General features: G+C 70.9%; 21 protein-coding genes and 1 pseudogene. 11 read left to right on the forward strand and 11 right to left on the reverse strand.

Translation table 11 applies throughout. From position 1 onward, the window contains the following. Positions 1 to 80 precede the first annotated feature (80 nt). The 5 genes from gcvH (at position 81) to ACZ6KF_RS19760 (ending at position 4,412) form a co-directional block, all read left to right on the forward strand. Positions 81 to 458 carry a glycine cleavage system protein GcvH gene (gcvH, locus tag ACZ6KF_RS19740; RefSeq protein ID WP_356632768.1) on the forward strand — a complete coding sequence of 126 codons (378 nt, stop codon included), beginning with the start codon at positions 81 to 83 and terminating at the stop codon, positions 456 to 458. Positions 459 to 473: 15 nt separating this feature from the next. Continuing rightward, on the forward strand, positions 474 to 1,736 hold the full coding sequence (gene glyA / locus ACZ6KF_RS19745; RefSeq protein ID WP_469239397.1) for a serine hydroxymethyltransferase: 1,263 nt from the start codon (positions 474 to 476) through the stop codon (positions 1,734 to 1,736). A gap of 117 nt (positions 1,737 to 1,853) precedes the next feature. Next, complete coding sequence (locus ACZ6KF_RS19750) at positions 1,854 to 3,221, forward strand: L-serine ammonia-lyase (RefSeq protein ID WP_356632764.1); 1,368 nt, start codon at positions 1,854 to 1,856, stop codon at positions 3,219 to 3,221. Between the two features lie 46 nt (positions 3,222 to 3,267). Beyond that, complete coding sequence (locus ACZ6KF_RS19755) at positions 3,268 to 3,768, forward strand: hypothetical protein (RefSeq protein ID WP_469239398.1); 501 nt, start codon at positions 3,268 to 3,270, stop codon at positions 3,766 to 3,768. 86 nt (positions 3,769 to 3,854) lie between these two features. Continuing rightward, positions 3,855 to 4,412 (forward strand): glycoside hydrolase family 25 protein, encoded by a 558-nt coding sequence (locus ACZ6KF_RS19760; RefSeq protein ID WP_356632760.1) that lies wholly within the window; start codon positions 3,855 to 3,857, stop codon positions 4,410 to 4,412. 19 nt (positions 4,413 to 4,431) lie between these two features. On the opposite strand, the gene ACZ6KF_RS19765 is transcribed toward ACZ6KF_RS19760, so the two are convergent. The 7 genes from ACZ6KF_RS19765 to ACZ6KF_RS19795 form a co-directional block, all read right to left on the reverse strand. Further along, complete coding sequence (locus tag ACZ6KF_RS19765; RefSeq protein WP_469158926.1) at positions 4,432 to 5,109, reverse strand: NADPH-dependent F420 reductase; 678 nt, start codon at positions 5,107 to 5,109, stop codon at positions 4,432 to 4,434. 132 nt (positions 5,110 to 5,241) lie between these two features. Beyond that, positions 5,242 to 5,454, reverse strand: a complete 213-nt coding sequence (locus ACZ6KF_RS19770) for an EF-hand domain-containing protein (RefSeq protein ID WP_356632756.1) — start codon at positions 5,452 to 5,454, stop codon at positions 5,242 to 5,244. 82 nt (positions 5,455 to 5,536) lie between these two features. Further along, positions 5,537 to 6,151: an ADP-ribosyltransferase gene (locus ACZ6KF_RS19775; protein WP_356632754.1), complete on the reverse strand. Its 615-nt coding sequence runs from the start codon at positions 6,149 to 6,151 to the stop codon at positions 5,537 to 5,539. A 147-nt stretch (positions 6,152 to 6,298) separates the two neighbouring features. Further along, positions 6,299 to 6,802 carry an ATP-binding protein gene (locus ACZ6KF_RS19780; RefSeq protein WP_469158924.1) on the reverse strand — a complete coding sequence of 168 codons (504 nt, stop codon included), beginning with the start codon at positions 6,800 to 6,802 and terminating at the stop codon, positions 6,299 to 6,301. A gap of 301 nt (positions 6,803 to 7,103) precedes the next feature. Further along, complete coding sequence (locus ACZ6KF_RS19785) at positions 7,104 to 7,871, reverse strand: enoyl-CoA hydratase/isomerase family protein (protein WP_356632750.1); 768 nt, start codon at positions 7,869 to 7,871, stop codon at positions 7,104 to 7,106. A 76-nt stretch (positions 7,872 to 7,947) separates the two neighbouring features. After that, positions 7,948 to 9,207: a L,D-transpeptidase gene (locus ACZ6KF_RS19790; protein WP_469158923.1), complete on the reverse strand. Its 1,260-nt coding sequence runs from the start codon at positions 9,205 to 9,207 to the stop codon at positions 7,948 to 7,950. A gap of 281 nt (positions 9,208 to 9,488) precedes the next feature. Continuing rightward, positions 9,489 to 10,733 (reverse strand): L,D-transpeptidase, encoded by a 1,245-nt coding sequence (locus ACZ6KF_RS19795; protein WP_469239400.1) that lies wholly within the window; start codon positions 10,731 to 10,733, stop codon positions 9,489 to 9,491. 151 nt (positions 10,734 to 10,884) lie between these two features. Between ACZ6KF_RS19795 and glgX the strand changes: the two genes are divergently transcribed. The 4 genes from glgX to ACZ6KF_RS19815 all read left to right on the forward strand — a co-directional run bounded on the left by glgX (position 10,885) and on the right by ACZ6KF_RS19815 (position 19,522). After that, positions 10,885 to 13,170, forward strand: a complete 2,286-nt coding sequence (gene glgX / locus ACZ6KF_RS19800; RefSeq protein WP_469239402.1) for a glycogen debranching protein GlgX — start codon at positions 10,885 to 10,887, stop codon at positions 13,168 to 13,170. Positions 13,171 to 13,378: 208 nt separating this feature from the next. Then, positions 13,379 to 15,244 (forward strand): ABC transporter transmembrane domain-containing protein, encoded by a 1,866-nt coding sequence (locus tag ACZ6KF_RS19805; RefSeq protein ID WP_356632742.1) that lies wholly within the window; start codon positions 13,379 to 13,381, stop codon positions 15,242 to 15,244. After that, positions 15,241 to 17,127, forward strand: a complete 1,887-nt coding sequence (locus ACZ6KF_RS19810; RefSeq protein ID WP_469239405.1) for an ABC transporter ATP-binding protein — start codon at positions 15,241 to 15,243, stop codon at positions 17,125 to 17,127. Before ACZ6KF_RS19805 ends, ACZ6KF_RS19810 begins: the two co-directional genes overlap by 4 nt. A 346-nt stretch (positions 17,128 to 17,473) precedes the next feature. Then, positions 17,474 to 19,522 (forward strand): M4 family metallopeptidase, encoded by a 2,049-nt coding sequence (locus ACZ6KF_RS19815; protein ID WP_469239406.1) that lies wholly within the window; start codon positions 17,474 to 17,476, stop codon positions 19,520 to 19,522. Between the two features lie 234 nt (positions 19,523 to 19,756). Here the strand turns inward: ACZ6KF_RS19815 and ACZ6KF_RS19820 are convergent, their stop codons facing one another. Further along, entirely contained in the window at positions 19,757 to 20,992 is a 1,236-nt protein-coding gene (locus ACZ6KF_RS19820; protein WP_469239408.1) for an IS701 family transposase, read from the reverse strand. Positions 20,993 to 21,643: 651 nt separating this feature from the next. Continuing rightward, on the reverse strand, positions 21,644 to 22,264 hold the full coding sequence (locus ACZ6KF_RS19825; protein ID WP_469239410.1) for a hypothetical protein: 621 nt from the start codon (positions 22,262 to 22,264) through the stop codon (positions 21,644 to 21,646). Between the two features lie 550 nt (positions 22,265 to 22,814). On the opposite strand from ACZ6KF_RS19825, the gene ACZ6KF_RS19830 reads away from it, so the two are divergent. Together ACZ6KF_RS19830 and ACZ6KF_RS19835 are read left to right on the forward strand one after the other, a co-directional pair. Beyond that, positions 22,815 to 23,180 carry a hypothetical protein gene (locus ACZ6KF_RS19830; RefSeq protein WP_469239412.1) on the forward strand — a complete coding sequence of 122 codons (366 nt, stop codon included), beginning with the start codon at positions 22,815 to 22,817 and terminating at the stop codon, positions 23,178 to 23,180. Between the two features lie 157 nt (positions 23,181 to 23,337). After that, positions 23,338 to 23,559 (forward strand): annotated as a pseudogene (locus tag ACZ6KF_RS19835) (IS630 family transposase); the annotation flags it as partial. Positions 23,560 to 23,966: 407 nt separating this feature from the next. Here the strand turns inward: ACZ6KF_RS19835 and ACZ6KF_RS19840 are convergent. Together ACZ6KF_RS19840 and ACZ6KF_RS19845 are read right to left on the reverse strand one after the other, a co-directional pair. Next, entirely contained in the window at positions 23,967 to 24,641 is a 675-nt protein-coding gene (locus ACZ6KF_RS19840; RefSeq protein WP_356632712.1) for a peptidase inhibitor family I36 protein, read from the reverse strand. A 238-nt stretch (positions 24,642 to 24,879) separates the two neighbouring features. Then, positions 24,880 to 24,977 (reverse strand): transposase (locus ACZ6KF_RS19845; protein ID WP_469239428.1); only part of this gene is annotated, 98 nt, incomplete at its 5' end.

Here is a 24,977-nt window from a genome sequence, read left to right on the forward strand (position 1 = left end):
CCCGCCTTCACCCTGCTCAGCAGCGGTTTCCGCAGTCCCCCGTTCATCCGCAGTCCCACGCGTACAGGAGAATCCAGGCCATGAGCAACCCCCAGCAGCTGCGCTACAGCAAGGAGCACGAGTGGCTGTCGGCCGCCGAGGACGGCGTCGCGACGGTCGGCATCACCGCGTTCGCGGCGAACGCGCTCGGCGACGTCGTCTACGCCCAGCTCCCCGACGTGGGCTCCACGGTCGCCGCGGGCGAGACCTGCGGTGAGCTGGAGTCGACCAAGTCGGTCAGCGAACTGTATTCCCCCGTCGCCGGCGAGGTCACCGAGATCAACGAGGACGTGGTCAACGACCCGTCGCTGGTGAACTCCGCGCCCTTCGAGGGCGGCTGGCTGTTCAAGGTGCGCGTCGCGGAGGAGCCGGCCGACCTGCTCTCCGCCGACGAGTACGACGCCCACATCGCCGGCTGAGGAGCCAACGCCGACATGTCGCTTCTGAACACCCCCCTGCACGAGCTGGACCCGGACGTCGCCGCCGCCGTCGACGCCGAGCTGCGCCGCCAGCAGTCCACCCTCGAGATGATCGCCTCCGAGAACTTCGCCCCGGTCGCGGTCATGGAGGCCCAGGGCTCGGTCCTCACCAACAAGTACGCCGAGGGCTACCCGGGCCGCCGCTACTACGGCGGCTGCGAGCACGTCGACGTGGTCGAGCAGATCGCCATCGACCGGGTCAAGGAGCTGTTCGGCGCCGAGCACGCCAACGTGCAGCCGCACTCCGGCGCGCAGGCCAACGCCGCCGCGATGTTCGCGCTGCTCAAGCCCGGCGACACGATCATGGGCCTGAACCTCGCGCACGGCGGGCACCTGACCCACGGCATGAAGATCAACTTCTCCGGCAAGCTCTACGACGTGGTCGCGTACCACGTCGGTGACGACGGCCGCGTGGACATGGCCGAGGTGGAGCGCCTCGCCAAGGAGTCCCGGCCCCGGCTGATCGTCGCGGGCTGGTCGGCGTACCCGCGGCAGCTGGACTTCGCCGCGTTCCGCCGGATCGCCGACGAGGTCGGCGCGTATCTGATGGTCGACATGGCGCACTTCGCCGGTCTGGTCGCGGCGGGCCTGCACCCCAACCCGGTGCCGCACGCCCACGTCGTGACGACGACCACCCACAAGACGCTGGGCGGCCCCCGCGGCGGCGTGATCCTGTCCACGGCCGAACTGGCCAAGAAGATCAACTCCGCGGTCTTCCCCGGCCAGCAGGGCGGCCCGCTGGAGCACGTCGTCGCGGCGAAGGCGGTCGCCTTCAAGGTCGCGGCGAGCGAGGACTTCAAGGAGCGCCAGCGCCGCACGCTGGAGGGCGCCCGGATCATCGCCGAGCGCCTGGTGCGCGAGGACGTCGCCGGGCACGGCGTCTCCGTCCTGTCCGGCGGCACGGACGTGCACCTGGTCCTGGTCGACCTGCGCGACTCCGAGCTGGACGGGCAGCAGGCCGAGGACCGGCTCCACGAGGTCGGCATCACGGTCAACCGCAACGCCGTCCCGAACGACCCGCGCCCGCCCATGGTGACGTCCGGTCTGCGCATCGGGACGCCCGCCCTGGCCACCCGCGGCTTCACGGCCGACGACTTCGCCGAGGTCGCGGACGTGATCGCGGAGGCGCTCAAGCCGTCGTACGACGCGCAGGCCCTCAAGGCGCGGGTGACGGCCCTCGCCGACAAGCACCCGCTCTACCCCGGCCTCGGCGGCTGACCGCCGGGCAGCCGGACGTTCCCGCGGTGAGGCGCCCCACCGGGCGCCTCACCCCGGCGGCGCACACCACCCCCGTGCACCGCCGCCCCCGCACCACCCCGCCCCTGAGGAGTCCCCGTGGCCATCTCGGTCTTCGACCTGTTCTCGATCGGCATCGGCCCGTCCAGCTCGCACACGGTCGGACCCATGCGCGCGGCCCGCATGTTCGCCCGCCGCCTGCGCGGCGAAGGGCTCCTGGACGCCGTCTCCTCCGTCCGCGCGGAGCTGTACGGCTCCCTCGGCGCGACCGGCCACGGCCACGGCACCCCCAAGGCGGTGCTGCTCGGCCTGGAGGGCGACTCGCCGCGCACGGTGGACGTCGAGACGGCGGACGAACGCGTCGAGGCGATCCGCTCCGCCGGCCGCCTCCGCCTCCTCGGCGCCCACGACATCGCCTTCTCCTACGACGACGACCTCGTCCTGCACCGCCGCAAGACCCTCCCGTACCACGCCAACGGCATGACCCTGTGGGCGTACGACGCCTCGGGCGCGGAACTGCTGTCGAAGACGTACTACTCGGTGGGCGGCGGTTTCGTCGTCGACGAGGACGCGGTCGGCGCGGACCGCATCAAGCTGGACGACACGGTGCTGAAGTACCCCTTCCGCACCGGCGACGAACTGCTGCGCCTGACCCGCGAGACCGGTCTGTCCATCTCCTCCCTGATGCTGGAGAACGAGCGCGCCTGGCGCACCGAGGACGAGATCCGCGCGGGCCTGCTGGAGATCTGGCGGGTGATGCGGGAGTGCGTGGCGCGCGGCATGTCCCGCGAGGGCATCCTGCCGGGCGGCCTGCGCGTGCGCCGCCGGGCCGCCATGACCGCGCGCCAGCTCCGCGCCGAGGGCGACCCCCTGGCGCACGCGATGGAGTGGATCACGCTCTACGCGATGGCGGTGAACGAGGAGAACGCCGCCGGCGGCCGGGTGGTCACCGCCCCGACCAACGGCGCGGCCGGCATCATCCCGGCGGTCCTGCACTACTACCTCGACTTCGTGCCCGGCGCCGACGAGGACGGCGTGGTCCGCTTCCTGCTCGCCGCCGGCGCGATCGGCATGCTCTTCAAGGAGAACGCCTCCATCTCCGGGGCCGAGGTCGGCTGCCAGGGCGAGGTCGGCTCGGCCTGCTCGATGGCGGCGGGCGCGCTGGCCGAGGTGCTGGGCGGCACGCCCGAACAGGTCGAGAACGCGGCCGAGATCGGCATGGAGCACAATCTCGGCCTCACCTGCGACCCGGTCGGCGGCCTGGTCCAGATCCCCTGCATCGAGCGCAACGGCATGGCCGCGGTCAAGGCGGTGACCGCGGCCCGCATGGCCATGCGCGGCGACGGCTCGCACAAGGTTTCCCTGGACAAGGTCATCAAGACGATGAAGGAGACCGGCGCGGACATGAGCGTGAAGTACAAGGAGACGGCGCGCGGCGGGCTCGCGGTGAACATCATCGAGTGCTGAGCCGTCGCCGGGAGGGGTCCCGCCCGGTGTGTGGTCGTATGGCGCCATGATGCGCAGCACCCCGCCCGTCGTTCTCGCCGCCGTCCTCCTGGCCGCTCTCACGTCGTGCTCCCGGGACTCCTCGAACTCCCCGGCAGGCGCGGACGGTTCCACCCGTCGTCCCAGTGCTTCCGCCCCGCCCACGTCCGCCCCTCCCGCGCCGACCCCCACCCCGTCGCCCTCCCCGACCGGGCCGTGCGCCGACGGGACGTGCGAGATCGAGGTCGGGGTGGGGGACGTCGTCAACGTGCCGGTGCGGTACGGCCTCGGGCCGATCGAGGTGAAGAGGATCACCGGCGGGACGGTCGAGATGACCGCGCCGCTGACGGGGTCGGGCTACAGCGTCTCGGGCTGTTCCGGCGGCGGCGGGGTGTCGTCGGCGGGCGGTGGCGGCGTCGGGCTGCGCTGTTCGCGGGGGACCGTGGCGACCCTCAACGACGTCATGAGCCTGGAGGTCGTCGGGACCCGCGGCGCCACCGCCGTGCTGCGCATCGAGCCCGCGGGCTGACAGGCGGCCGGCGCCCGGCCGCGTCGGCGCCGCCGATACGGGGCATACATCAACGCACGGCCCGTTTCGTCCCTTTGGGAGTGTCCATGCTCCGCGGCATTGACGTCAGTTCCTTCCAGTCCAGCACCTACGGCACCGAGGGCCTCTCCTTCGTCTTCGTCAAGGCGACGGAGGGACGCACCTACGTGAACCCGAAGCTCGCCGCACAGACCGAGCGGGCCCGCGACGCCGGGCTGGTCGTCGGTTTCTATCACTTCCTGTGGCCCGGGAACCTCACCGCGCAGGCGGAGTTCTTCGTGAGCAAGGCCCCGGACCGCCCGGGCGACATCCTGGCCGTCGACTGGGAGACGACCAGCGACGGCACCCACGCCTCCAACTCCGAGAAGGACCGTTTCATCCGGAAGGTGAAGGAACTCCGGCCGGACAACCGGGTCGTCCTGTACTGCAATCGGCACTTTTGGCTGAACATCGACACGACGTCGTACGCCGGCGACGGCCTGTGGATCGCCGACTACGTCACCGCGGGCAAGCCCCGGATCAAGGCGAAGTGGCGCTTCCACCAGTACACGGACGACCCGGTGGACAAGAACGTCGCCGGCTTCTCCAGCAAGGAGGCCCTGCGGGAGTGGGCCGGCGACGCCTGACCCGGACGGGTGCGGCGGGTCAGCCGCGGAACTCCGGCGTGCGCTCCGGGGACGCCGCCGCCAGCGCCTTGGTCACGCCGTCCACGCCCTCGCGCAGTCCGTACACCGGCGTGGCCGGCTGCTGGCGCCAGCTGTCGTCGATGCCGCCCGCGTCGACCGTGTCGAAGCCCAGTTCGTCGATGAGCGCCCGCACCTTGGCCTTGGCGGCCTCGTCGTCGCCGGCCACCGGGAGGGCGATGCGCTCGGGGTCGCCGGCCGGGCGGGGGCGGTCGAGGATGTCCTGGGCGTAGGTGCCGTTGAAGGCCTTGATCACCGGGTGGCCGATGCGGCGCTCGGTCCAGCGGCTCTCGGTGATGCCCCCGTCCTCGATCTCGGCGATCCGGCCGTCGCGCTCGCGCGGGTAGTAGTTGCCGGTGTCGATCACCGCGACGCCCTCGGCCGCCCCGTCCAGCAGCCCGGCGGGCAGGTCCGGGACCGCCTTGACCGGGACGGTGACGACGACGATCTCCGCGCCCCGCGCCGCCTCCTCGACCCGGACCGGCGTCGCGCCGGTCTCCTCGGCGAGCGCGGTCAGGGTCTCGGGACCGCGCGAGTTGGCGACGGAGACGTCGTGCCCGAGGGCGGTGAGCCGCCGGGTGAGGTTGCCGCCGATGTTGCCCGCGCCGATGATGCCGATCTTCATGTCCGACCCCTTCATTGAATGCACATGCATACGTCTGTCAGGGTGCGTCAACTCCGGGGGTCGTCCCGCTATTCCGGGCGCGCGACATTCATGCCGAAGGGGCGTCCACCCGCGCCGACCGCGCGGTGGACGCCCCTTCCGGTCGCGTCACTTGTTCAGGTGGGCCCAGAACTCGTCGAACGACAGCACCTTGTCGCCGTTGAGGTCCCGGCTGCCGATGACGGCCTCGGCGACCGCCTCGGTGACGTTCCAGTCGCCCCCCTGCGCCAGAGCGGTCTTGAACTCGGCGGCCGTGATGTAGCCGTCGCCGTCCGTGTCGATCCGCTCGAACTGCTTGCGCGCTTCCTCGATGTCCGCCACCGGTCCGCCCCTCGTCTTTCCCGCTGAATCGTCCTACTGGTCGTACTGACGCAGGTCAGACTAACGGGCGGACCCGGGCGGCTCAGTGCCAGGGCTTGTAGTGCGGGTTGCTCCGGCAGTCGTCCATGATCTCGGTCTTGGTCTGCTTGTCGACCGGGCAGACGCCGATGACGTACTCGCGGGCGACGCCGCCGGGGAAGGCGACCTCGACCTGGTCGGCCCACTTGTGGGTGTCGCCGATCGTCTTGTTGACGTCGATGCCGCCGGGGGCGTCGATGTAGTAGTTGTAGCCCGACTTGTACCAGGTCTTGTACAGGTCGTGGTCGTACGTCGTGGAGACGTACGGCGAGGGCTGGTTGACGAGGACGTACTTCTCGACGTCGTACTGGCCGCCCACGACGTCCTTGGGGTGGAAGCCCTGCTCGAAGATGATCTCGGGGGCGCGGCTGTCGCTGCGGTAGAGGGTGCCGCAGGTCGTGCGCCAGACCGGCTTGGGGGTGATGCGCTCCAGGTCGACGCGGCGGTCGGCGGCGGCCTTGATGCGGTCCTCGAACTGGGGACAGGCCGGGGCGGCCTTGGCGGCGGGCGCCTTGGCCGGGGCGGCGTTCTCGGAGACGGTGGCGGCCGTGGTCGCGAGGACGGCCGCACAGGACAGGGCGGCGGCAGCGGCCCGCCGCCGAAGGCGAGTTGTGATCATGGGACGTACGATCCACGGCACGTGCCCGGCAGTTGCGGACCGTCACCCGTACGACGGCGTGTCCCGCCCGCGGTCCGCACCCCGGCCGCAGCCCGTCACCGGCGCCGAGTCCGGCCGTCCGTCAGCGGTCCGCACCCCGGCCGTCCGTCACCGGTCCGCGACCCGCATCTCGAACCAGGTCGTCTTGCCGCGCGGCAGCAGGTCCACGCCCCACCGGTCCGCGAGCCTGTCCACCAGGAACAGCCCCCGGCCGCTGACGTCCGTCTCCTGGACCGGCATCAGGCAGGGCAGTCCCCGGGAGGGGTCGCGCACCTCGACGCGGATCCAGCCGCGGCGCCGGCGCATCCGCAGGCCGAAGACGCGGGCCCCGGTGTGCCGGACGGCGTTGCCGACCAGCTCGGAGACGAGTAACACCACGTCCTCGGTCATCTTCGGCGACAGTCCCCACTGCCGCAGGACCACCACCTGGGCCAGCCGCCGGGCCGTGCCCGCGGACTCGGGGCGGGACAGTAACGGGACCTCCGCCTCGGCCGGGTTGCCGAACAGCTCCAGGGCCTCGAGCGCCCGCTCGTCCTCGACCGCGGGCGACCAGCGCGCCGCTGTCGTACGACCGCGTCCCTGCGGCTGTTCGCTGCCCTCCAGCCCCGCCATCCCCCCATCATGGCCGCCCGGCGCCGCCTCCGTGGCAGGGTCCGGCGAATACGCCCCCCGGAAGGCAGGGGTCCACGGGAGTCGACCGGCATGTGCCAGGGGCAATGCGGGATCGTTCCCATGGCGCGCGACCTGGGCGGACGGATCGCTCGGCGGCAACTGCGGTCTCCCTCGACACGGCAGGCTTAAGGTTGCCTTAAGGCTTCCACACACCGCCCCATCGAGGGAGCCGGAATCAGACATCGTGGCAACTGCCCGTTCCCCAGAGGGTTTTCGCGTCGCACGCCGGGCTGCGGGAACGTCAGAGGAACTTCGCCTTGCCCGGGCCCTCCTCGACGAAGCTGCGCATACCGCGCTCGCGGTCCTCGGTCGCGAACAGCCCCGCGAACCAGTTGCGCTCGACGGTCAGACCGGTGTCGATGTCCGTCTCCAGGCCCGCGTCGATCGACTCCTTCGCGGCGCGCAGCGCGAGCGCCGGGCCCTGGGCCAGCTTCGCCGCCCAGGCGTGCGCGGTGTCGTACACCTCGGCCGCCGGGACGACCCGGTCGACCAGGCCGAGGGCGAGCGCCTCGTCGGCCTTGACCATGCGGCCGGTGAAGATGAGGTCCTTCGCCTTCGACGGGCCGATCAGCCGGGACAGCCGCTGGGTGCCGCCCGCGCCGGGGATCAGGCCGAGCAGGATCTCCGGCTGGCCGAGCTTGGCGTTGTCCGCGGCGATCCGGAAGTCCGCGCACAGCGCCAGTTCGCAGCCGCCGCCCAGCGCGTAGCCGGTGACGGCGGCGACGACGGGCTTGGGGATGCGGGCGACGGCGGTGAAGGAGTCCTGGAGGGCGCGGGCGCGCAGGACCATCGCGGTGTGGTCCATGGCCTGCATCTCCTTGATGTCCGCGCCCGCCGCGAACACCTTCTCGCCGCCGTACAGGACCACGGCGCGCACGTCGTCGCGGCGCGCGGCCTCCTCGGCGAGTTCCTTGAGCCGGTCCTGGGTGGCGACGTCCAGCGCGTTCATCGGCGGACGGTCGAGGCGGAGCGTGCCGACGCCTTCGGCGACTTCGAGATTCACGGTCATGCAGGCAGGTTAACGGCCACTAACGACAACGGGCCCGGTGCGGTCGGTCACACCGGGCCCGTCGTACGCGCGGACGTTACGCCTTCCACTCCTCCCACGGCATGTTCCAGCCGTTGAGGCCGTTGTCCGGGGCGACCGTGGCGTCGTTGGAGTTCTTCACGACCACGACGTCGCCGATCATCGAGTTGTCGAAGAACCAGTGGGCCGGGGCGCTCTCGTCCCAGCCGCCGCGCACGTCGCGCAGGCCGACGCAGCCGTGGCTGACGTTGCGGTTGCCGAAGGCGTCGCCGCCCCAGTAGTTGCCGTGCAGGAAGGTGCCGGAGGTGGTCAGGCGCATGGCGTGCGGGACGTCCTTGATGTCGTACTCGCCGCCGTAGCCGACCGTGTCGCCGTTCATCCGGGTCACCGCGAGCTTCTCGCTGATGACCATCTGGCCGTTCCAGGTGTCGTAGCCCGGGGCGCCGGTGGTGACCGGGATGGTCTTGAACAGCTTGCCGTCCCGCATGACCTTCATGGTGAGCTTCTTGGCGTCGACGACGGAGACCTGGCTGCGGCCGACGGTGAAGGAGACGGTCTTGGCCTGCTGGCCGTACACGCCGGGCCTGCCCTCGACGCCGTCGAGGTTGAGGCGGACGGTGACCTCGGTGCCGGGCTTCCAGTACTCCTCGGGCCGGAAGTCGAGGCGGTCGTTGCCGAACCAGTGGCCCTCGACGTCGACGGGCGGCTCGGTCTTGATCTCGATGGCCTTCTCGACCTCGTCCGGGTTGGTGATGCCCCGGGTGAAGCGGAGGGAGAACGGCATGCCGACGCCGACCTTGGAGCCGTCCTCGGGGGTGAAGGTCCCGATGAACGTGTTCTGCGGCGTCAGGGTGGTGAAGTCGGAGTCCTCGGCGGCCTCGCGGCCGGCGGAGTCCTTGGCGACCGCGTGCACCCGGTACTGGGTGGACGCGGCGAGGTGGCTGGACGGCGTCCAGGTGGCGCCGTCCCCGGATATCTCCCCGTCGACCTCGTTGCCCTTGGCGTCCTTGACGACGACCTCGGTCAGCCGGCCCTTGGCGGCGGTCACCTTCAGCGCGCCGCTGGTGTCGACGGCCTCGGCGCCGTCCTTCGGGGTGATGGTGACGGCCGCCTCGGACTGACCGCCCTGCGCGGTGGCCGCCGCCTTGTCCTTGCGCTTGCCCTTGCCGTCCCCGGAGCCGGACCCGGACTCCGGGCCGCCGCACGCCGCGACGGCGAGCAGCAGCACGCCGGCCAGCAGGGCCGGCACCCCCCGGCGCGCCCGCGCACGCCCTCCGCGCGCGTCAACCGACGCCCCCCGTATCGGTCCCACGTTCACTGTGTTCTCCCTCCGCGGGCCCTCGTCCGGACCCGGCGGGACCCCGTCGGGTCCCGCGCCCCCGCGCGTTTCGTGCGCGCTCGGCGCATATTAACCAGATGGTCAGCACGGTGAACGCCGCGGTTTTGTCACCGTTCAGTCCCAACCGGCCCCTCTCCTGCGCCGGGCACGGCTCACTCCCGACCGGACCGCGTCCGGACCCTCGGCCCGGCCGGCGCCGTTCGGTCCCGACCGGCCCGCTCCCGGACCCGCCCCCGGTCCGGACTCCCCCCGCAGTGCGGTCACTTCACGACGCTGCCCGCCTTCCACTCCTCCCAGCCCATGTTCCAGCCGCCGAGCCCGTTGTCCGGCGCGACTTCCCGGTCGTCGCTGTTGACCACCTCGACCACGTCCCCGACGAGGCTGCGGTCGAAGAACCAGCCGGCCGGGGTGCCGGGGCCGCCGCCCTTCACGTCGCGCAGCCCGACGCAGCCGTGGCTGACGTTGGCGTTGCCGAAGACGTCGGCGTCCGCCCAGTAGTTGCCGTGCAGGAAGGTGCCGGAGGCGGTGAGCCGCATGGCGTGCGGGACGTCCGGGATGTCGTACTCGCTCTTGCCGTCGGCCTTGCGGAAGCCGACCGTGGCGCCGTTCATCCGGGTCAGCTCCAGCATCTCGGTGACCACCATCCTGCCGTTGTACGTGGTCGTCTCCGGCGCTCCCGCGGTGATCGGGACGGTGCCGAGGAGGACGCCGTCGCGGCGGACCTCCATGGTGTGGGCGGCGGCGTCGACCCGGGAGACCTGGCTGCGGCCGACGGTGAAGGAGAGCGTGCGGTGCTGGAGGCCGTAGACGCCGGGCGCGCCCTCGACGTCGCGCAGGCGCAGGGCGACGGTGACGCGGGTGCCGGGCTTCCAGTACTCCTCGGGGCGGAAGTCGAGGCGGTCGTCGCCGAACCAGTGGGGGCGGACCTCGACGGGGGGCCTGGCGATGACGTGGACGGCGCGCTCCACGGCGGCGCGGTTCTCGATCGCGCGGTTGAACCGGAGGGAGACAATCATCCCGGTGCCGACCGTGGCACGGTTGTCGGGGGTGACATAGCCGATGAAGCGTTCCTCCGGCACGAACGTGGTGAAGGTGGTGTGCCGGGCGGAGCGGCGGCCCTGGGCGTCGACGGCGACCGCGTGGACGCGGTACTCGGCGGCGAGCGCGAGCCGGGGTTCGTCGGGCGTCCAGCTGCGGCCGTCGCGGGAGATGCGGCCGGGCACCGGGGTCCTGCGGGCGTCCTGGGAGCGGACGACCTCGACGGACTCCAGGCGTCCCGTCGCGGCCCGCACGCGCAGGGGTGCGCCCGGGCGCACGCCGGTGCTGCCGTCCCCCGGGACGACGCGGACGGCGTCCTTCGCGGACGGGGGTTTGCCCGGGGCGCCGGGGCTCGCGCCCGTGCCGTCAAAAGTGCAGCCGGTGGCCCCGGCGAGCAGTGCTGTCCATGTCAGTACGGCGGCCAGCGCGGCCCTCGCGCGTCGCGCGCGCCCATGTACGTGCCTCACAGACGTCTTCAACGAGGGCCCCGCCCTGGGGAAACGTGAGTGCGAGGCGTGCTCTGGGCAGAACAGTGGGGAGGACGACGGAGGAGCGCCCCGGTCGGGACGCCTGGGCGCCCCGCCCCGACGCGTTCCGTGAGCCGTGGGAGGCCGACAGGTGTCCAGCGCAGCCGAGCAGGAGGCGGTGGCGGCGGCGCACGCCACCGGACAGGGGCGCCCGGCCGCCGCGCTGAACGGCGCCACGCGGGCCGTCGCGCCCGAGCGCACCGCGGCGCCGGGTGCCGTACCGGTGTGGCCGGGCGCGCCGACGCCGCTCGGCGCCCGGTTCCGGGTCGGCCCGGACGGGGTGGCGGGAACCAACTTCGCGCTGTGGGCGGGCGGGGCGGAGGCCGTCGAGCTGTGTCTGTTCGACGAGGACGGCCGGGAGGTCCGCGAGCGGCGGCTGCGGCTGACCGAGCTGACGCACGAGATCTGGCACGGCTTCGTGCCCGGGGTGCTGCCCGGCCAGCGGTACGGCTACCGGGTGCACGGCCGCTGGGACCCGTGGACCGGCGGCCGCTGGAACCCGGCGAAGCTGCTCCTCGACCCGTACGCGCGCGCGGTGGACGGCGAGTTCCGGCTGCCGCCCGAGGTGTACGGGCACGTCCGCGACTGGCCGCAGCAGCAGGTCGCGGACACCGTGCGCGACGACCGGGACTCCGCGCCGTACGTCCCCAAGGGCGTCGTGGTGCACGACGACGCGCCGGGCGACGAGTGGATGGACGACCGGCGGCCGAAGACGCCCTGGGCGGACTCGGTCATCTACGAGCTGCACGTCCGCGGCTTCACCCGGCTGCACCCGGGCGTGCCCGAGGAGCTGCGCGGCACCTACGCGGGCCTCGGGCACCCGGCGGCCGTGGAGCACCTCACCAGGCTGGGCGTCACGGCCGTGGAGCTGCTGCCCGTGCACCAGTTCGCGCACGAGGACCACCTGCTGCGCCGGGGGCTGCGCAACTACTGGGGCTACAACTCCATCGGCTACTTCGCCCCGCACGCCGCGTACGCCGCCTCCGGCACACGCGGGCAGCAGGTGGGCGAGTTCAAGGAGATGGTGCGCGCCCTGCACGCGGCCGGGATCGAGGTCGTCCTCGACGTCGTCTACAACCACACCGCGGAGGCCGGCGAGCTGGGCCCGACGCTGTCGCTGAAGGGCATCGACAACCGCGGCTACTACCGGCTCCAGCCCGACGCGCGCCGGTACGCCGACTACACCGGCTGCGGCAACACCCTGCACGTCGTCCAGCCGCACGTCCTGCGGCTGATCACGGACTCGCTGCGCTACTGGGTGACCGAGATGGGCGTGGACGGCTTCCGCTTCGACCTGGCGGCGGCGCTGGCCCGCTCGATGCACGACGTCGACATGCTCTCCCCGTTCCTCGCCGTCATCGCCCAGGACCCGGTGCTGCGGCGGGTGAAGCTGATCGCCGAGCCCTGGGACATCGGCTCGGGCGGCTACCAGGTGGGGGCGTTCCCGCCGCTGTGGACGGAGTGGAACGACCGGTACCGCAACGCCGTGCGGGACTTCTGGCGGCACGCGCTGCCCGACGTGCGGGAGATGGGCTACCGGCTGTCCGGCTCCAGCGACCTGTACGCCTGGGGCGGGCGGCGGCCGTACGCCTCCGTCAACTACGTCACCGCGCACGACGGTTTCACCCTGCGGGACCTGGTGTCGTACGAACGCAAGCACAACGAGGCCAACGGCGAGGGCAACCGGGACGGCTCCGACGACAACCGGTCCTGGAACTGCGGCGCCGAGGGCGAGACCGACGACCCGGGCATCCTGGCGCTGCGCCGGCGCCAGCTGCGGAACCTGCTGACCACGCTGCTGCTGTCCACGGGCGTGCCGATGCTGGTGGCGGGCGACGAGATGGGGCGCACCCAGGGCGGCAACAACAACGCCTACTGCCAGGACAACGAGACCGGCTGGGTGGACTGGGGGCTGCTCGCCGACCCCGGCTGGCAGGCCCTGTTCGACCTGGCCTCGCGGCTGATCGCGCTGCGCCACCGGCATCCGGTGCTGCGGCGACGGGCGTTCTTCTCGGGGCGGGCGCACTCGGCGGACGGGCTGCGGGACCTGGCCTGGTTCACCGCGCGGGGCACGGAGATGACGGAGGGCGACTGGTACGCGCCCGCGGCGACGCTCGGCATGTATCTGTCCGGGCGGGACATTCCGGGCCGGGACGAGCGGGGGGCACAGGTCGTGGACGACAGCTTCCTCGCCGTGCTGCACGCCGGCGAGGACCCGGTGCGGTTCGTGCTGCCGGGGCCGCCGTGGGCCGAGCGGTACGAGGTGGTCGTCGACACCGGCCGGGAGGACCAGGCCGGCGCGCCGGGCGTGGAGCACGCGGCGGGGACGGAGATCACGGTGCCGGCACGGACGGTGCTGCTGCTGCGGGTCGCCTGACCTGCGGGCGAGCGGTGCGCCTTCCGCCGTACGCGGCGCCTTCCGCCGTACGCGGCGCCTTCCGCCGTCGCGGCGACCCGCGGCGGTCGTGTGTGCGCCGGTCGCCGTCGGAGGCGGTCGCCGTCGGAGGCGGTCGCCGTCCGAGCCGGTCGCGGTCCGGCGGAAACTCGGTGGGCAGTGTCAGTGGCAATCCGTAGGCTCGCTGCTGATGTCGACTCAAGCTGCCCCCACCGCCGAGCCGTCCGAACCGCACGACGAACGCGGCGCACAGCCGTCCGGACAACCCTCCGGCCGGCCCTCCGAGCAGCCGTCCGGGCAGCGGTCCGCCGTGCGGTCGCTCCTGCGGCTGTGGCCGTACGTGCGTCCCGTACGGGCCCGGCTGTTCACCGCCGCGTTCGTCGCCGTCGTCGCCTCCTGCGTCGGCCTGGTCATCCCGCTCGTGCTGAAGTGGCTGGTGGACGGGCCGGTCGCCGACCGCGACCCGGCGGGGGTGTGGCTCGGGGCGCTGTACCTGCTGCTGCTCGGGCTGGCGGAGGCGCTGCTGTTCGGGCTGCGGCGGTGGCTGGTGGCACGGCCGCTGGCGGGCGTCGAGGCGGCGATGCGGGCCGATCTGTACCGGCATCTGCAGCGGCTGCCGATCGCCTTCCACGACCGGTGGCCCTCGGGGCAGCTGCTGTCGCGCGGCACGACCGATCTGATGCTGCTGCGGATGTTCCTGGCGTTCCCGCTGACCTTCCTGCTCGTCAACTCGGTGACGATCCTCGTCGGCGTGGTCATCATGCTGATGCAGGACTGGACGCTGGGGCTGGTGATCCTCGGTCCCGTGGTGCCGGTGATCATCACCTGCCTGGTGTTCGAGAAGCGGTACGCCGGGGCGGCGCGGCGGGCGCAGGACCAGTCGGGCGACCTGACGACGGTCGTCGAGGAGAGCGTCCTCGGCGTCCGCGTCATCAAGGGGTTCGGGCGGCACCGGAGCCAGGCGCGGGCGTTCCGCGAGCTGTCCGGCACGCTGCGCGGCACCGAGCTGCACAAGGCCCGGCTGCTGGCGTCGATCCTCGCCGTCATCATGACGCTGCCCGAGGTGGCGATCGGGGTGGCGCTGGTGCTGGGCGTGATGCGGGTCGCCGACGGCGACCTGTCGGCGGGCACGCTGGTCGCCTTCCTGTCGACGGCGCTGGCGCTGCGCTGGCCGGTGGACTCCATCGGCTTCCTGCTGGCGATGAGTCAGGAGGCGGCGACCGCGACCGAGCGGTACTTCGAGGTGCTGGACGCCGAGCCGGAGCCGGACACCGTCAAGCCCGCGAAGACATCGTCCGCGCCCGGGCGCGGCCTGCGCTTCCACGACGTCACCTTCCGCTACCCCGACGCCCCGCCGGACTCCCCGCCCGTCCTGGACCGGGTCGACCTGCACATCCGCCCCGGCGAGTCGATGGCCCTGGTCGGCTCGACCGGCAGCGGCAAGACCACCCTCACCGCGCTCGTCCCCCGGCTGCACGAGGTGACCTCCGGCCGCATCACCCTCGACGGCGTCGACATCGCCGCCATGTCCCGCGAGGAACTGCGCGCCAAGGTCGCCGTCGCCTTCGAGGAACCCACCCTGTTCTCCGCGAGCGTCGGGGAGAACGTCCTGATGGGCGCCCCCGACGGGGCCGGGGCGGCGGAGCTGGAGCGCGCCCTCGCCGTCGCGCAGGCCGGTTTCGTGCACGCGCTGCCGCAGGGCGCGGACACCCAGGTCGGCGAGCAGGGGCTGAGCCTGTCCGGCGGGCAGCGCCAACGGCTCGCGCTGGCCCGCGCGGTCGTGGGCCGGCCCGACTTCCTGGTGCTGGACGACCCGCTGTCCGCGCTGGACGTGCACACCGAGGCGGCCGTGGAGGCCGCGCTGCGGGAGGTCCTCGCGGACACCACCGCGCTCATCGTGGCGCACCGTCCGTCGACGGTGCTGCTCGCCGACCGGGTCGCCCTGCTGTCCGGCGGCCGGATCACCGCCGTCGGCACCCACCACGAACTGCTGCGCACCCACCCCGAGTACGCGCATCTGATGTCCGGAGCACATCAGCAGGAGGCTGCCCGATGACCGCGTCGACCCCCACGTCGACCTCCGCGTCCGCGCCCTCCGGCCAGTCCCCCGGCGGCGAACCCCCCGCCGGACGGCCGGACCCCGGCGCCGGGGACGCCTTCGACCAGGACCGCCTGCCCAGCCCGCCGGGCGCCACCCGGGCACTGCTGGGCTCCCTGCTCGCGCCGATGCGGGCCCGTGTCGCCCTCACCGCGCTCCTGCTGCTGCTCCAGCAGTCGGCGGTGCAGGCGGGCCCGCTGCTGGTGGCGTACGCCATCGACCACGCGGTGCCGGCGTTCCGCGACCACGACCGAGGGCCGCTGATCGCGGTGGCGGTCGGCTATCTGGCGTGCGCGGCGGCCTCCGGGCTGTTCCAGTACGCCTTCGTGGTCACCGCCGCCCGGGTCAGCCAGGACGTGCTGCTGGACCTGCGCGGCCGGATCTTCCGGCACGCCCAGGCGCTGAGCGTCGACTTCCACGAGCGGTACACCTCGGGCCGGCTGATCTCCCGCGCCACCACGGACGTGGAGTCGCTGCGCGAGCTGCTGGAGGAGGGTCTGCAGGAGCTGGTGACGGTCGTGCTGTCGTGCGTGTACGTCGCCGTGATCCTGCTCTGGCTCGACCTCGGCCTCGGCGCGGTGGCGGTCGCCTCGTTCGTGCCGCTGTGGTCGCTGGTGCAGCTGTACCGGCGGCGGGCGCAGCGCGTCTACCGGGTGCGGTCGACGGCGATCGCGGCGGTGATCGTGAAGTTCGTGGAGACGATGAACGGCATCCGGCCGGTGCGGGCCTTCCGCCGGGAGGCCGTCAACGACGCCGAGTTCCGGGTGCTGAACCGGCGCCACGAGCGCACCAACGGCGACGCGCTGCTGGAGATGGCCCGCTATGTCGTGGGTTCGCGCATAGTCGGCAACACGGCCGTGGCGCTGATGGTGTTGTGGGGCGCGTACCGGGTGGCGGACGAGACGCTGGCACTGGGCGTGCTGGCGGCCTCGGTGCTGTACCTGCGGCGCATGTACGACCCGATCGACCGGTTCGGCATGTTCCTCAACTCCTACCAGTCGGCGGCGGCCTCGCTGGAGAAGATCGCCGGCCTGCTCGCCCAGACCCCGTCCGTGCCGGAGCCGCGGACGCCGCGCGAGCTGCCGCCGCCGAAGTCCGAGCATCCCGGCCGCGAGGTCGTCTTCGACGCGGTCCGCTTCGCCTACCGCACCGGCGGGGAGGTGCTGCCCCGCTTCGACCTGACGATCCCCGCCGGGCAGACCGTCGCCGTCGTCGGCTCCACCGGCGCCGGCAAGTCGACGCTGGCCAAGCTGCTCGCCCGGTTCTACGACCCCACCGAGGGCCGGGTGCTGCTCGACGGGGTCGACCTGCGCGACCTGGCGACGCCCGAACTGCGGCGCGGGGTGGTGATGGTGACGCAGGAGTCGTTCCTGTTCTCCGGCACGGTCGCGGAGAACATCGCCATCGGGCGGCCGGACGCGGGCCGGGAGGAGATCGAGGCGGCGGCGAAGGCGCTGGGCGCGCACGACTTCATCAGCGCCCTGCCCGACGGCTACGACACGGACGTGCGCAAGCGGGGCGGCCGGATCTCCGCCGGTCAGCGGCAGCTGGTGGCGTTCGCGCGGGCGCTGCTCGCCGATCCGGCGGTGCTGATCCTGGACGAGGCGACCAGTTCGCTGGACGTGCCGGGCGAGCGGGCGGTGCAGCGGGCGATGGCGACGGTGCTCAGGGGCCGCACGGCGGTGGTCATCGCCCACCGGCTGTCCACGGTGGAGATCGCGGACCGGGTGCTGGTGATGGAGCGCGGCCGGATCGTGGAGGACGGCACGCCCGCCGAGCTCATCGCCGGGAAGGGCCGGTTCTCGGGCCTGCACAAGGCGTGGCGGGACAGCCTGGCGTGACCGGCGTGCGCCGGGACCCCGGCACGCGCGACCGTCGCGGCCGGGGGCCGGCGCCGGTGCACGATCCGCCCGACGGCCGGCCAAAGCGTTCGTATATCGAACGTGAACGCCCGGACAACGAACGATTTCCGGCCAACTTGTTGACGCGCTCCTGACAGGAACGGGCGTTCCCTGCCACGCTTCCCACGGCCCGCGCACAGCAAGAACCCCACGACGAACCCCACCGCTGCGCCAGGGCCGTCGCACCCTCGGCACCCGCATCCCCCCACGGCTGTGCCCGGACGGACCACCCCCCGTCCGGTCTCCCCCGGCCGCGCGACCCGCGGTCACGCAGAAGGAGTCAGTGTTGAGAGACAGTTCCTCCCACAGACGCACCTCCCACACCCCGCACCGCCGCGCTGCCGCCGTCGCCCTCGCCGGCGTCGTCGCCCTGATCGCCACGGCCGTCCAGTCGGGCGCCGCCACCGCCGCCCCCGAGCAGGCCCCCGCCGCCGCGGGCCAGGCCGACCCGGGCGCCGTCCCGGTCAGGCTCAGCCCCGCCGAACGCGCCGCACTCCTGCGCGCGGCGGACGCCGACAAGGCCGCCACCGCCGCCGAACTCGGCCTCGGAGCGCGGGAGAAGCTCGTCGTGCGGGACGTCGTCAAGGACGCCGACGGCACCCTGCACACCCGCTACGAGCGCACCTACGCCGGACTGCCCGTCCTCGGCGGCGACCTGATCGTCCAGACCGCGAAGGACGGCGCCACCGAGCGCGTCACCCGGGCCACCCGCGCCGCCGTGAAGGTGCCCTCCCTCAGCCCGAAGGTCGCCGCCGACCGGGCGGAGCGCCAGGCCCTCGGCGCCGCGAAGGCCGAGGACGCCGAGAGCCCCGACGTCGAGCGCGCCCCGCGCAAGGTGGTCTGGGCCGCGACCGGCGAACCGGTCCTCGCCTACGAGACCGTCGTCGGCGGCTTCCAGCACGACGGCACCCCGCAGGAGCTGCACGTTCTCACCGACGCCACCACCGGCGAGAAGCTGTACGAGTGGGAGGCCGTCGCGACCGGCACCGGCCACACCGTCTACAGCGGCACGGTCCCGCTCACCACGACCCAGTCCGGGTCGACGTACACCCTCACCGACGGGGCGCGCGGCAACCACCGCACGTACAACCTGAACCGCGGCACCTCCGGCACCGGCACCCTGTTCTCCGGCGCCGACGACGTCTGGGGCAACGGCACGCCGTCGAACCTGGAGTCGGCCGCCGCGGACGCCCACTACGGCGCCGCGCTGACGTGGGACTACTACAAGAACGTGCACGGCCGCAGCGGCATCCGCGGCGACGGCGTCGCCGCCTACTCGCGCGTCCACTACGGCAACAACTACGTCAACGCGTTCTGGTCCGACAGCTGCTTCTGCATGACCTACGGCGACGGGTCGGGCAACGCCAACCCGCTCACCTCCATCGACGTCGCCGCGCACGAGATGACGCACGGCCTGACGTCGGCGACCGCGGGCCTCGTCTACAGCGGCGAGTCCGGCGGCCTGAACGAGGCGACCTCCGACATCCTCGGCGCGGCCGTCGAGTTCTACGCCAACAACCCCTCCGACGTCGGCGACTACCTCATCGGCGAGGAGATCAACATCAACGGCGACGGCACGCCGCTGCGCTACATGGACCGGCCGAGCCGGGACGGATCGTCCAAGGACAGCTGGTACTCGGGCATCGGCTCGATCGACGTGCACTACTCGTCGGGCCCGGCGAACCACTTCTTCTACCTGCTGAGCGAGGGCAGCGGCGCCAAGACCGTCAACGGCGTCGGCTACGACTCGCCGACCGCGGACGGGCTGCCGGTCACCGGCATCGGCCGGGCCAAGGCGGAGCAGATCTGGTTCAAGGCGCTCACCACGAAGTTCACTTCGAACACCAACTACGCGGGCGCCCGCACCGGCACCCTGGCGGTCGCCGGCGAGCTGTACGGCACGGCGAGCGCCGAGTACAAGGCGGTGCAGGACGCGTGGGCGGGCGTCGCGGTCGGCTCCCGCTCCGACGGCGGCGGAGGCGGCGGCACGTCGTTCGAGTCCACCACCGACGTGGCGATCCCGGACAACGGCGCGGCCGTGACGTCCTCGATCGCGGTGACCGGCCGGGCCGGCAACGCGCCGTCCAACCTCCAGGTGACGGTCGACATCGTCCACACCTGGCGCGGCGACCTGGTGGTCGACCTGCTCGCCCCGGACGGGACGGCGTACCGCCTGAAGAGCTTCAGCTCCTCCGACTCGGCGGACAACGTCAAGGCCACGTACACGGTCAACGCCTCCTCCGAGGTCGCCAACGGCACCTGGCGGCTGCGGGTCCAGGACCAGGCGGCGCAGGACACCGGCTACATCAGCGGCTGGAAGCTGACGTTCCCGTAGACGGCCGGCCCCAGGCAGCGGCGGCGCCCGGCGGTTCGGAAACCGCCGGGCGCCGCCTAGTACTCCAGCAGCGGTTCGCTATCTGGCCTGGTCAGAGGCGTCGGTCGGGAGTGTAGTTGACTGCTGGCGCGTCAGGGGCGGTCTTGCCGGACCGCCCCTCCAACGAATGACATCGTCGTCGGTAGTGACAGTGCCGGGCCACCGCCTGACGCCTTCGCCGCCATCGCGACCAACTCAGCGCATGGATGCGAAGGGGCGAATGGGGCCGGTGGGCGGGGCCAGTTGCCAGCAGCCGACGGACTTCTGCCACGGTGAGCGGGACCATGGTGGAACCGTTTCTGCGTCCCCCTTTGCCCCCGCCTGGGCCGCCGTGACCGCGAGAAAGGCGTGCGCGAGCATGGCCAGGGTGATGTGCCTCATCCATCCGACATAGCGGCGGACTTCGTACTGGTCCAGGCCGCACTCGTTCTTCGCAGCCTGGAAGCATTCCTCGATCGCCCACCGACGTCCGGCAACGCGCACGAGCTGGTCGACGCCGGCTTCCACCGGCGCGTATGTGAGGTAGTAGGCGACCTGGTCGGGTCTGCTGATGCTGCGTCGGGCCAGCGCCCAGCGGTGATGAGTGGGCCGCTCACTGTCGAAGTCCTCGATCACCGGGAGCTGGACAGCTGCCCAGTCATAGACGCGCGGGCCTTTGGCGCCGTCGCCGCACGAACGTTGTTCCCATGCCTCATCCGGTGCCTGGCTGAAGAGATGGTCGATCCGTCCGAAGCGGGGCACCGGCTGAGACTTCGGGACGGCGAACACATACCCGACGGCGGCTTCTTCCAGTGTCCGCCGAAAGCGCCACTCCTGGCCGTAGGCGGCATCCGCGGTCACCCAGGCGATCGGCAGCGGCGAGGCGAGTGCGCGCAGCACCATGGTCCTGGCCAGTTCTGGTTTGGTGGTGAAGACCCTCTCATCAGGAATCTTGGCGGCGCGGCAGCTTTCGCGGTCGTCCGTCCAGGACTTGGGCAGATACAGTTCGCGGTCCACCAGGGCGCGTCCGTGGGTGGTGGCGTAGGCGGCGAAGACGCCGATATGGCAGTTCTCGGTGCGGCCGGCGGTGCCGGAGTACTGGCGCTGGACACCTGCGGAGGTGGTGCCTTTCTTGACGAAGCCAGTGTCGTTAAGGATGAGGACTCCGTCGGCTTCGCCGAGTCGTTCAGCGGCGTATGCCTGCAGGTCGTCGCGGATGTCGTCGGCGTTCCGGGTGGCTCCGTTCAGCAGCCGTTGCAGGCCGTCGGGGGTGCGGTGGCCTGCGTGTTCGGCCAGTTGCCAGCTGTTTTTTCGGCCGACCGGGCCAAGCAGGGCGCGGACGTAGTCACGCATGCGGCGTCGCAGGTCGGCACGGCCAAAGCGGTGGCCGATGCGCAGGAAGAGGTCGTCGAGTTCACGGTCCCAGGTCGCGTCGGCAAGGTCGTCGATCACGCGGGAAGGCTGCCCTCGTCACAGCTCGGACAGTTCTCGATGTCATTCGTTGGAGGGGCGGTCCGGCGAGACCGCCCCTGACGCGCCAGCAGTCAACTACACTCCCGACGACGCCTCTGACCAGGCCAGATAGCGAACCGCTGCTGGAGTACTAGCGCCCCACCGGTGACCTGACCTGCCGCCGTTGCCTTGCGTCTCGACGGCGTCGAACAGTGCGTCATCGGCGTTCCAGAAGACGGTCACGTGATCGGCCGGCTCGGGGCTTCCACACCGCTTCACGCGCCAGCGCCACCCCGGCTTGCTGTGGCGTTCGGCGACCGGCAGGTACAAGCAGGGAGCAGACCAGCCTGAGCCGCTGCACCAGGTCGCTCGGCAGATGCATTTCTTCGGGGTGTGCAGCCCGGCCAGTCGTCGATGTCGGTGTCATGAGACACGGCGTACAGCCTCCCCGACCAGTTCGCCGCCGCGCTACGGTATCCGCGGACTTCACGCCGCCAACCGGGTGCATGTAGCCGGTCGCACAAGGTCCGCTCCACGGCCCAGCGGTGCTGGCCCAAGTACTCCAGCGCGGGAAGTGATGCGGACAACCTAGGCAGAACCGGGTCCTGAGGGCCGGAAGAAGAATGCTCAGGACCCGGCATTCTGCGGGTGTCAGCCGTGGATCAGGGGCGATCCGAGGAGTTCCTTTGTGATAGCTCCCTTGCCGTCGCCTTCGATGTCGTAGACGATCGTTGAGTCCGCCGACCACCACAGGTCGCCGTCGTAGACCGTGGACGGGGCGGCACAGGTGTTAGCGGCCTCTTCGACGAACCATGAGTAGTTGTCGTTTACGAGCTTGGTCCAGTCGCAGGTCTTCGACGTAACGACATGGTCCTCGCTGGTAGCGGTCAGCCGCTCCTCGATCCGTGTCGTGATTTTGAAGCTGGTGAACCGCTTGGAGTTGTCGATGACCTGGTCATCGATTATTTGCCAGCTCATTATCGACTTCCCATTGATACCGGCGGACAGGGTGGCGGTGTTTTCGACGTAGTAGGTAGTCTGCGGCTTCTCGCCAGGGAATACGACGTCGAATTGGGAGTTGGCAGTTACTGCCGAGGCAGGTGCGGCTGCCAGGGCTACGAGGGCGAGGGCCGCAGCACTGCCAGCGGCGGCTAAGAGTTTTCTCATGGTGATGTCAAAGTCCGTTCTTCTCGGGTGAGGCCTCGCAGTGCGGGCCGTTCGGATTGCAGGGCTTCTAACCCATTCCGGCTGCGACTCGTAGTCGCTTTTCATGGCGGTCTTCGTTGGGCGAGCAGTCCGTCCGAGATCCGTGCCCGACGTACAAGCATCTACTCGAAAGGCGGAGTCCTGGCTGCCATTGCCTTCAGGTCTCGCTGCTTCACCAATAGAACCGACGACTCGCTGGGCAAGCAGTCGTTCAGCTGTTTCCGGCCTGGCCTGCGTGTCTGGCTCTTGTGCCGATACGCAGCCAGTCGGCTTGGCCCGGTTGGTCCAATGGGCCAGTTTCGACGGCGAGTGAAGTGGTTCCTGGCTTCCCTGTTCTCTGAACTGAACTCTGCAGAACCCCGCAAGCACTGTAGTCACACAATCACCGCGGGTGTCCACGCAGCCTGGGAGCTTGGCCGGACTGCGACAACCCTCTGGAACCCGTTCGCTCGCGCAACACCCTGCGAGGCCTCCGTGAAGCGGAATCTAGGCTCTCGACCCGATAGACCCGCTGGATGGCCAAAGCCCTCCCCCCTTCTCATTCGGCCATGGCTGATAGATCGCTGCCGCAACCTCTTGTTGTGGACCATCAGCCGGCTCACCTAGCCTGCGAGCCATGCGCTTACGAACTGGCGGCCCCGCCGCCCTGCTCCTGCTCAGCGCCCTGATCGGCTGCACGGCCAACTCGCCCCAGCAGCCCGTACCGACCGGGACAAAAGTTGACGTGATCGATTACGGCACCTCTCCATGGAAGGGGGAATGGTCATTCAGCGCCCGTTACTCGATCCATAACCCCGAATACTTCAAGGTCAAATACACGATCAGGTTCAGCTTCAGCGGCCCCGACTACACGACGATGAAGTGGGTCACGCGCACCGTAGACGCCGGAAAAACGGTGAAAGGGAAAGTTGCCGCCATCTGGCCAAAAGATGCAGATACGGGTGAAGTGAGAGTGGAAGAAGTGTTGGAAGCTCCGATATGAGCCCACCACCCTGACGGACGTACGTCCGCTGCCTGGGGCGGGTGATCTCATGGAAGAGGTGAGGGCACCGTATGGGTGCCCTTCAACCGCGCACTCGCCGCCCATATGCGCCGCGTACGATGACCTATCATCCGCACACCTTGGCAAGCCAAGGATCCCCGACCTCGACCGTGACACCAAGGTCGACCGGATCGAACACGTCCTGGACCGCTACCCGGACCGGGTTCTTCGACCCTCGACAAGTTCGGGCCGTTGGGGGCGCTCCCGACAGCAGGCTCCTGCTGGGCGAAACAGGCAAGCCCGACCGGCTGTCAGCGACCTACCGCTGCCGCACGGCGTCACCTACATCCACGGCTGCTACTCCGTCGGAGACGAATCCTGTGAGCATCGACCACCGCCGCATGCAGCCCGCCTGCTCTTCCTGGGTGCCTCCTCAGCCTGATCGCCTGCGCGCAAGGCGGGTGCGCCCTTAAAAAACTGCTCGGCGCCGCAGACGTACTTCCGGCCCGAGACGGGAGCGAACGGCGGCGGAAGCTGCCCTGGCCGACCGGATCAGCGGCTATGGGGCGTCTGCGAGGACGACCCGCCGCCTGTGCGGGCTTTGAAGCAAATAAGCCCGACCCTGACAGCGATGCAACCTGACCGAGAGGTTGAGGCAGACTGCTGCGGTCCCGGCCAGACTGGTCCGGGACCGCAGCTCGGAGTGAGCAGAACTCATGCCTGCTCAGGCACCCCTAGGCAAGAGGCTCTCCGCCCGAGCACCACAGGCGACGCCAGGCCGGCCGGTCATATCTTTATGTAGTCAGCCTTGTCGTTGAAGGTGCCACCGGTCGGGTAGCTGGCGGTGGTGAAGTCGTAGCAGTGCGGGTTGGCCAGGGCCATGTACGGGTCGGGCAGGCCCGTGCGGGCGTCGTAGACCAACGCACCGCCTTGATCGCGCCTCACGCAGCCGGAGCTGGCCTGGTCCCGGAAGTCCCAGTCGCCGAGCTGCTTGGTCCCGTCGGCGGACCACTGGAGCCGACGTCCCGTGAAGTTTGAGTGCTCCCAAAGACAGACCCATCCCCAAGCGCAGTCACTCCAAGCTGTAGGACCGAACTCGCCGCCGGCTTTCGCTAACGCCGCGCGCTTCCCGTAGCCTCCCGCGGCTGCTGGGGCGATGGCAGCCAGAGCACGATCCGCCTCCTCGGCGCTGTCGTAGCAGTAGACTTCACCGCTCGGCACTTCCGAACAGGCCTGCGCTCCCTGCCAGCCGTCGGCCAGGTTGATCCTCTTTCCCTTGTAGGTGGCGATTACGGGCTTGGACTCGGCGAGCTGCTTCTGCAATGCTGCCTCCTCAGCCGGCGTGGCGAGGCCGACCTCAGGTGATGCGGTGGGCTCCGGTGCTGCGGTTGAGGTCGTCGTGCTCGCCGCCACAGCGCACAGAGCGGCGACGACTGGGACGAGGATGCGTGCACGGCGCATGCTGTTTCTCCTGTGATTGAAGTGTGCAAGTGCGTCACAGGAATCCCACTACAAGGCCCGAGGGTAGGGGTGAGTTGTGATGGAGGATGTCGAAATCTCCCTCACGAACGTCCTGATGTTCGACCTTGTGACGGTCGCTGTCACCGGTGTACCGCGCTGCGTCGCGTGAGGATCCGACTAACTGATCATTTCAGAATGAGGTTCGGAGCCGTCGCAAGCAGATGATGCTGCAGGCGAGTTAGAGCAGTCCGAGGTGGAGGTCGGCTCGTATCTCGTAGCGGGTCCGCAGGCGTTTGAACTGGTGGAGCCAGGCGAAGGTCCGCTCGACGACCCATC

Source organism: Streptomyces sp. NPDC046379 (assembly GCF_055587785.1).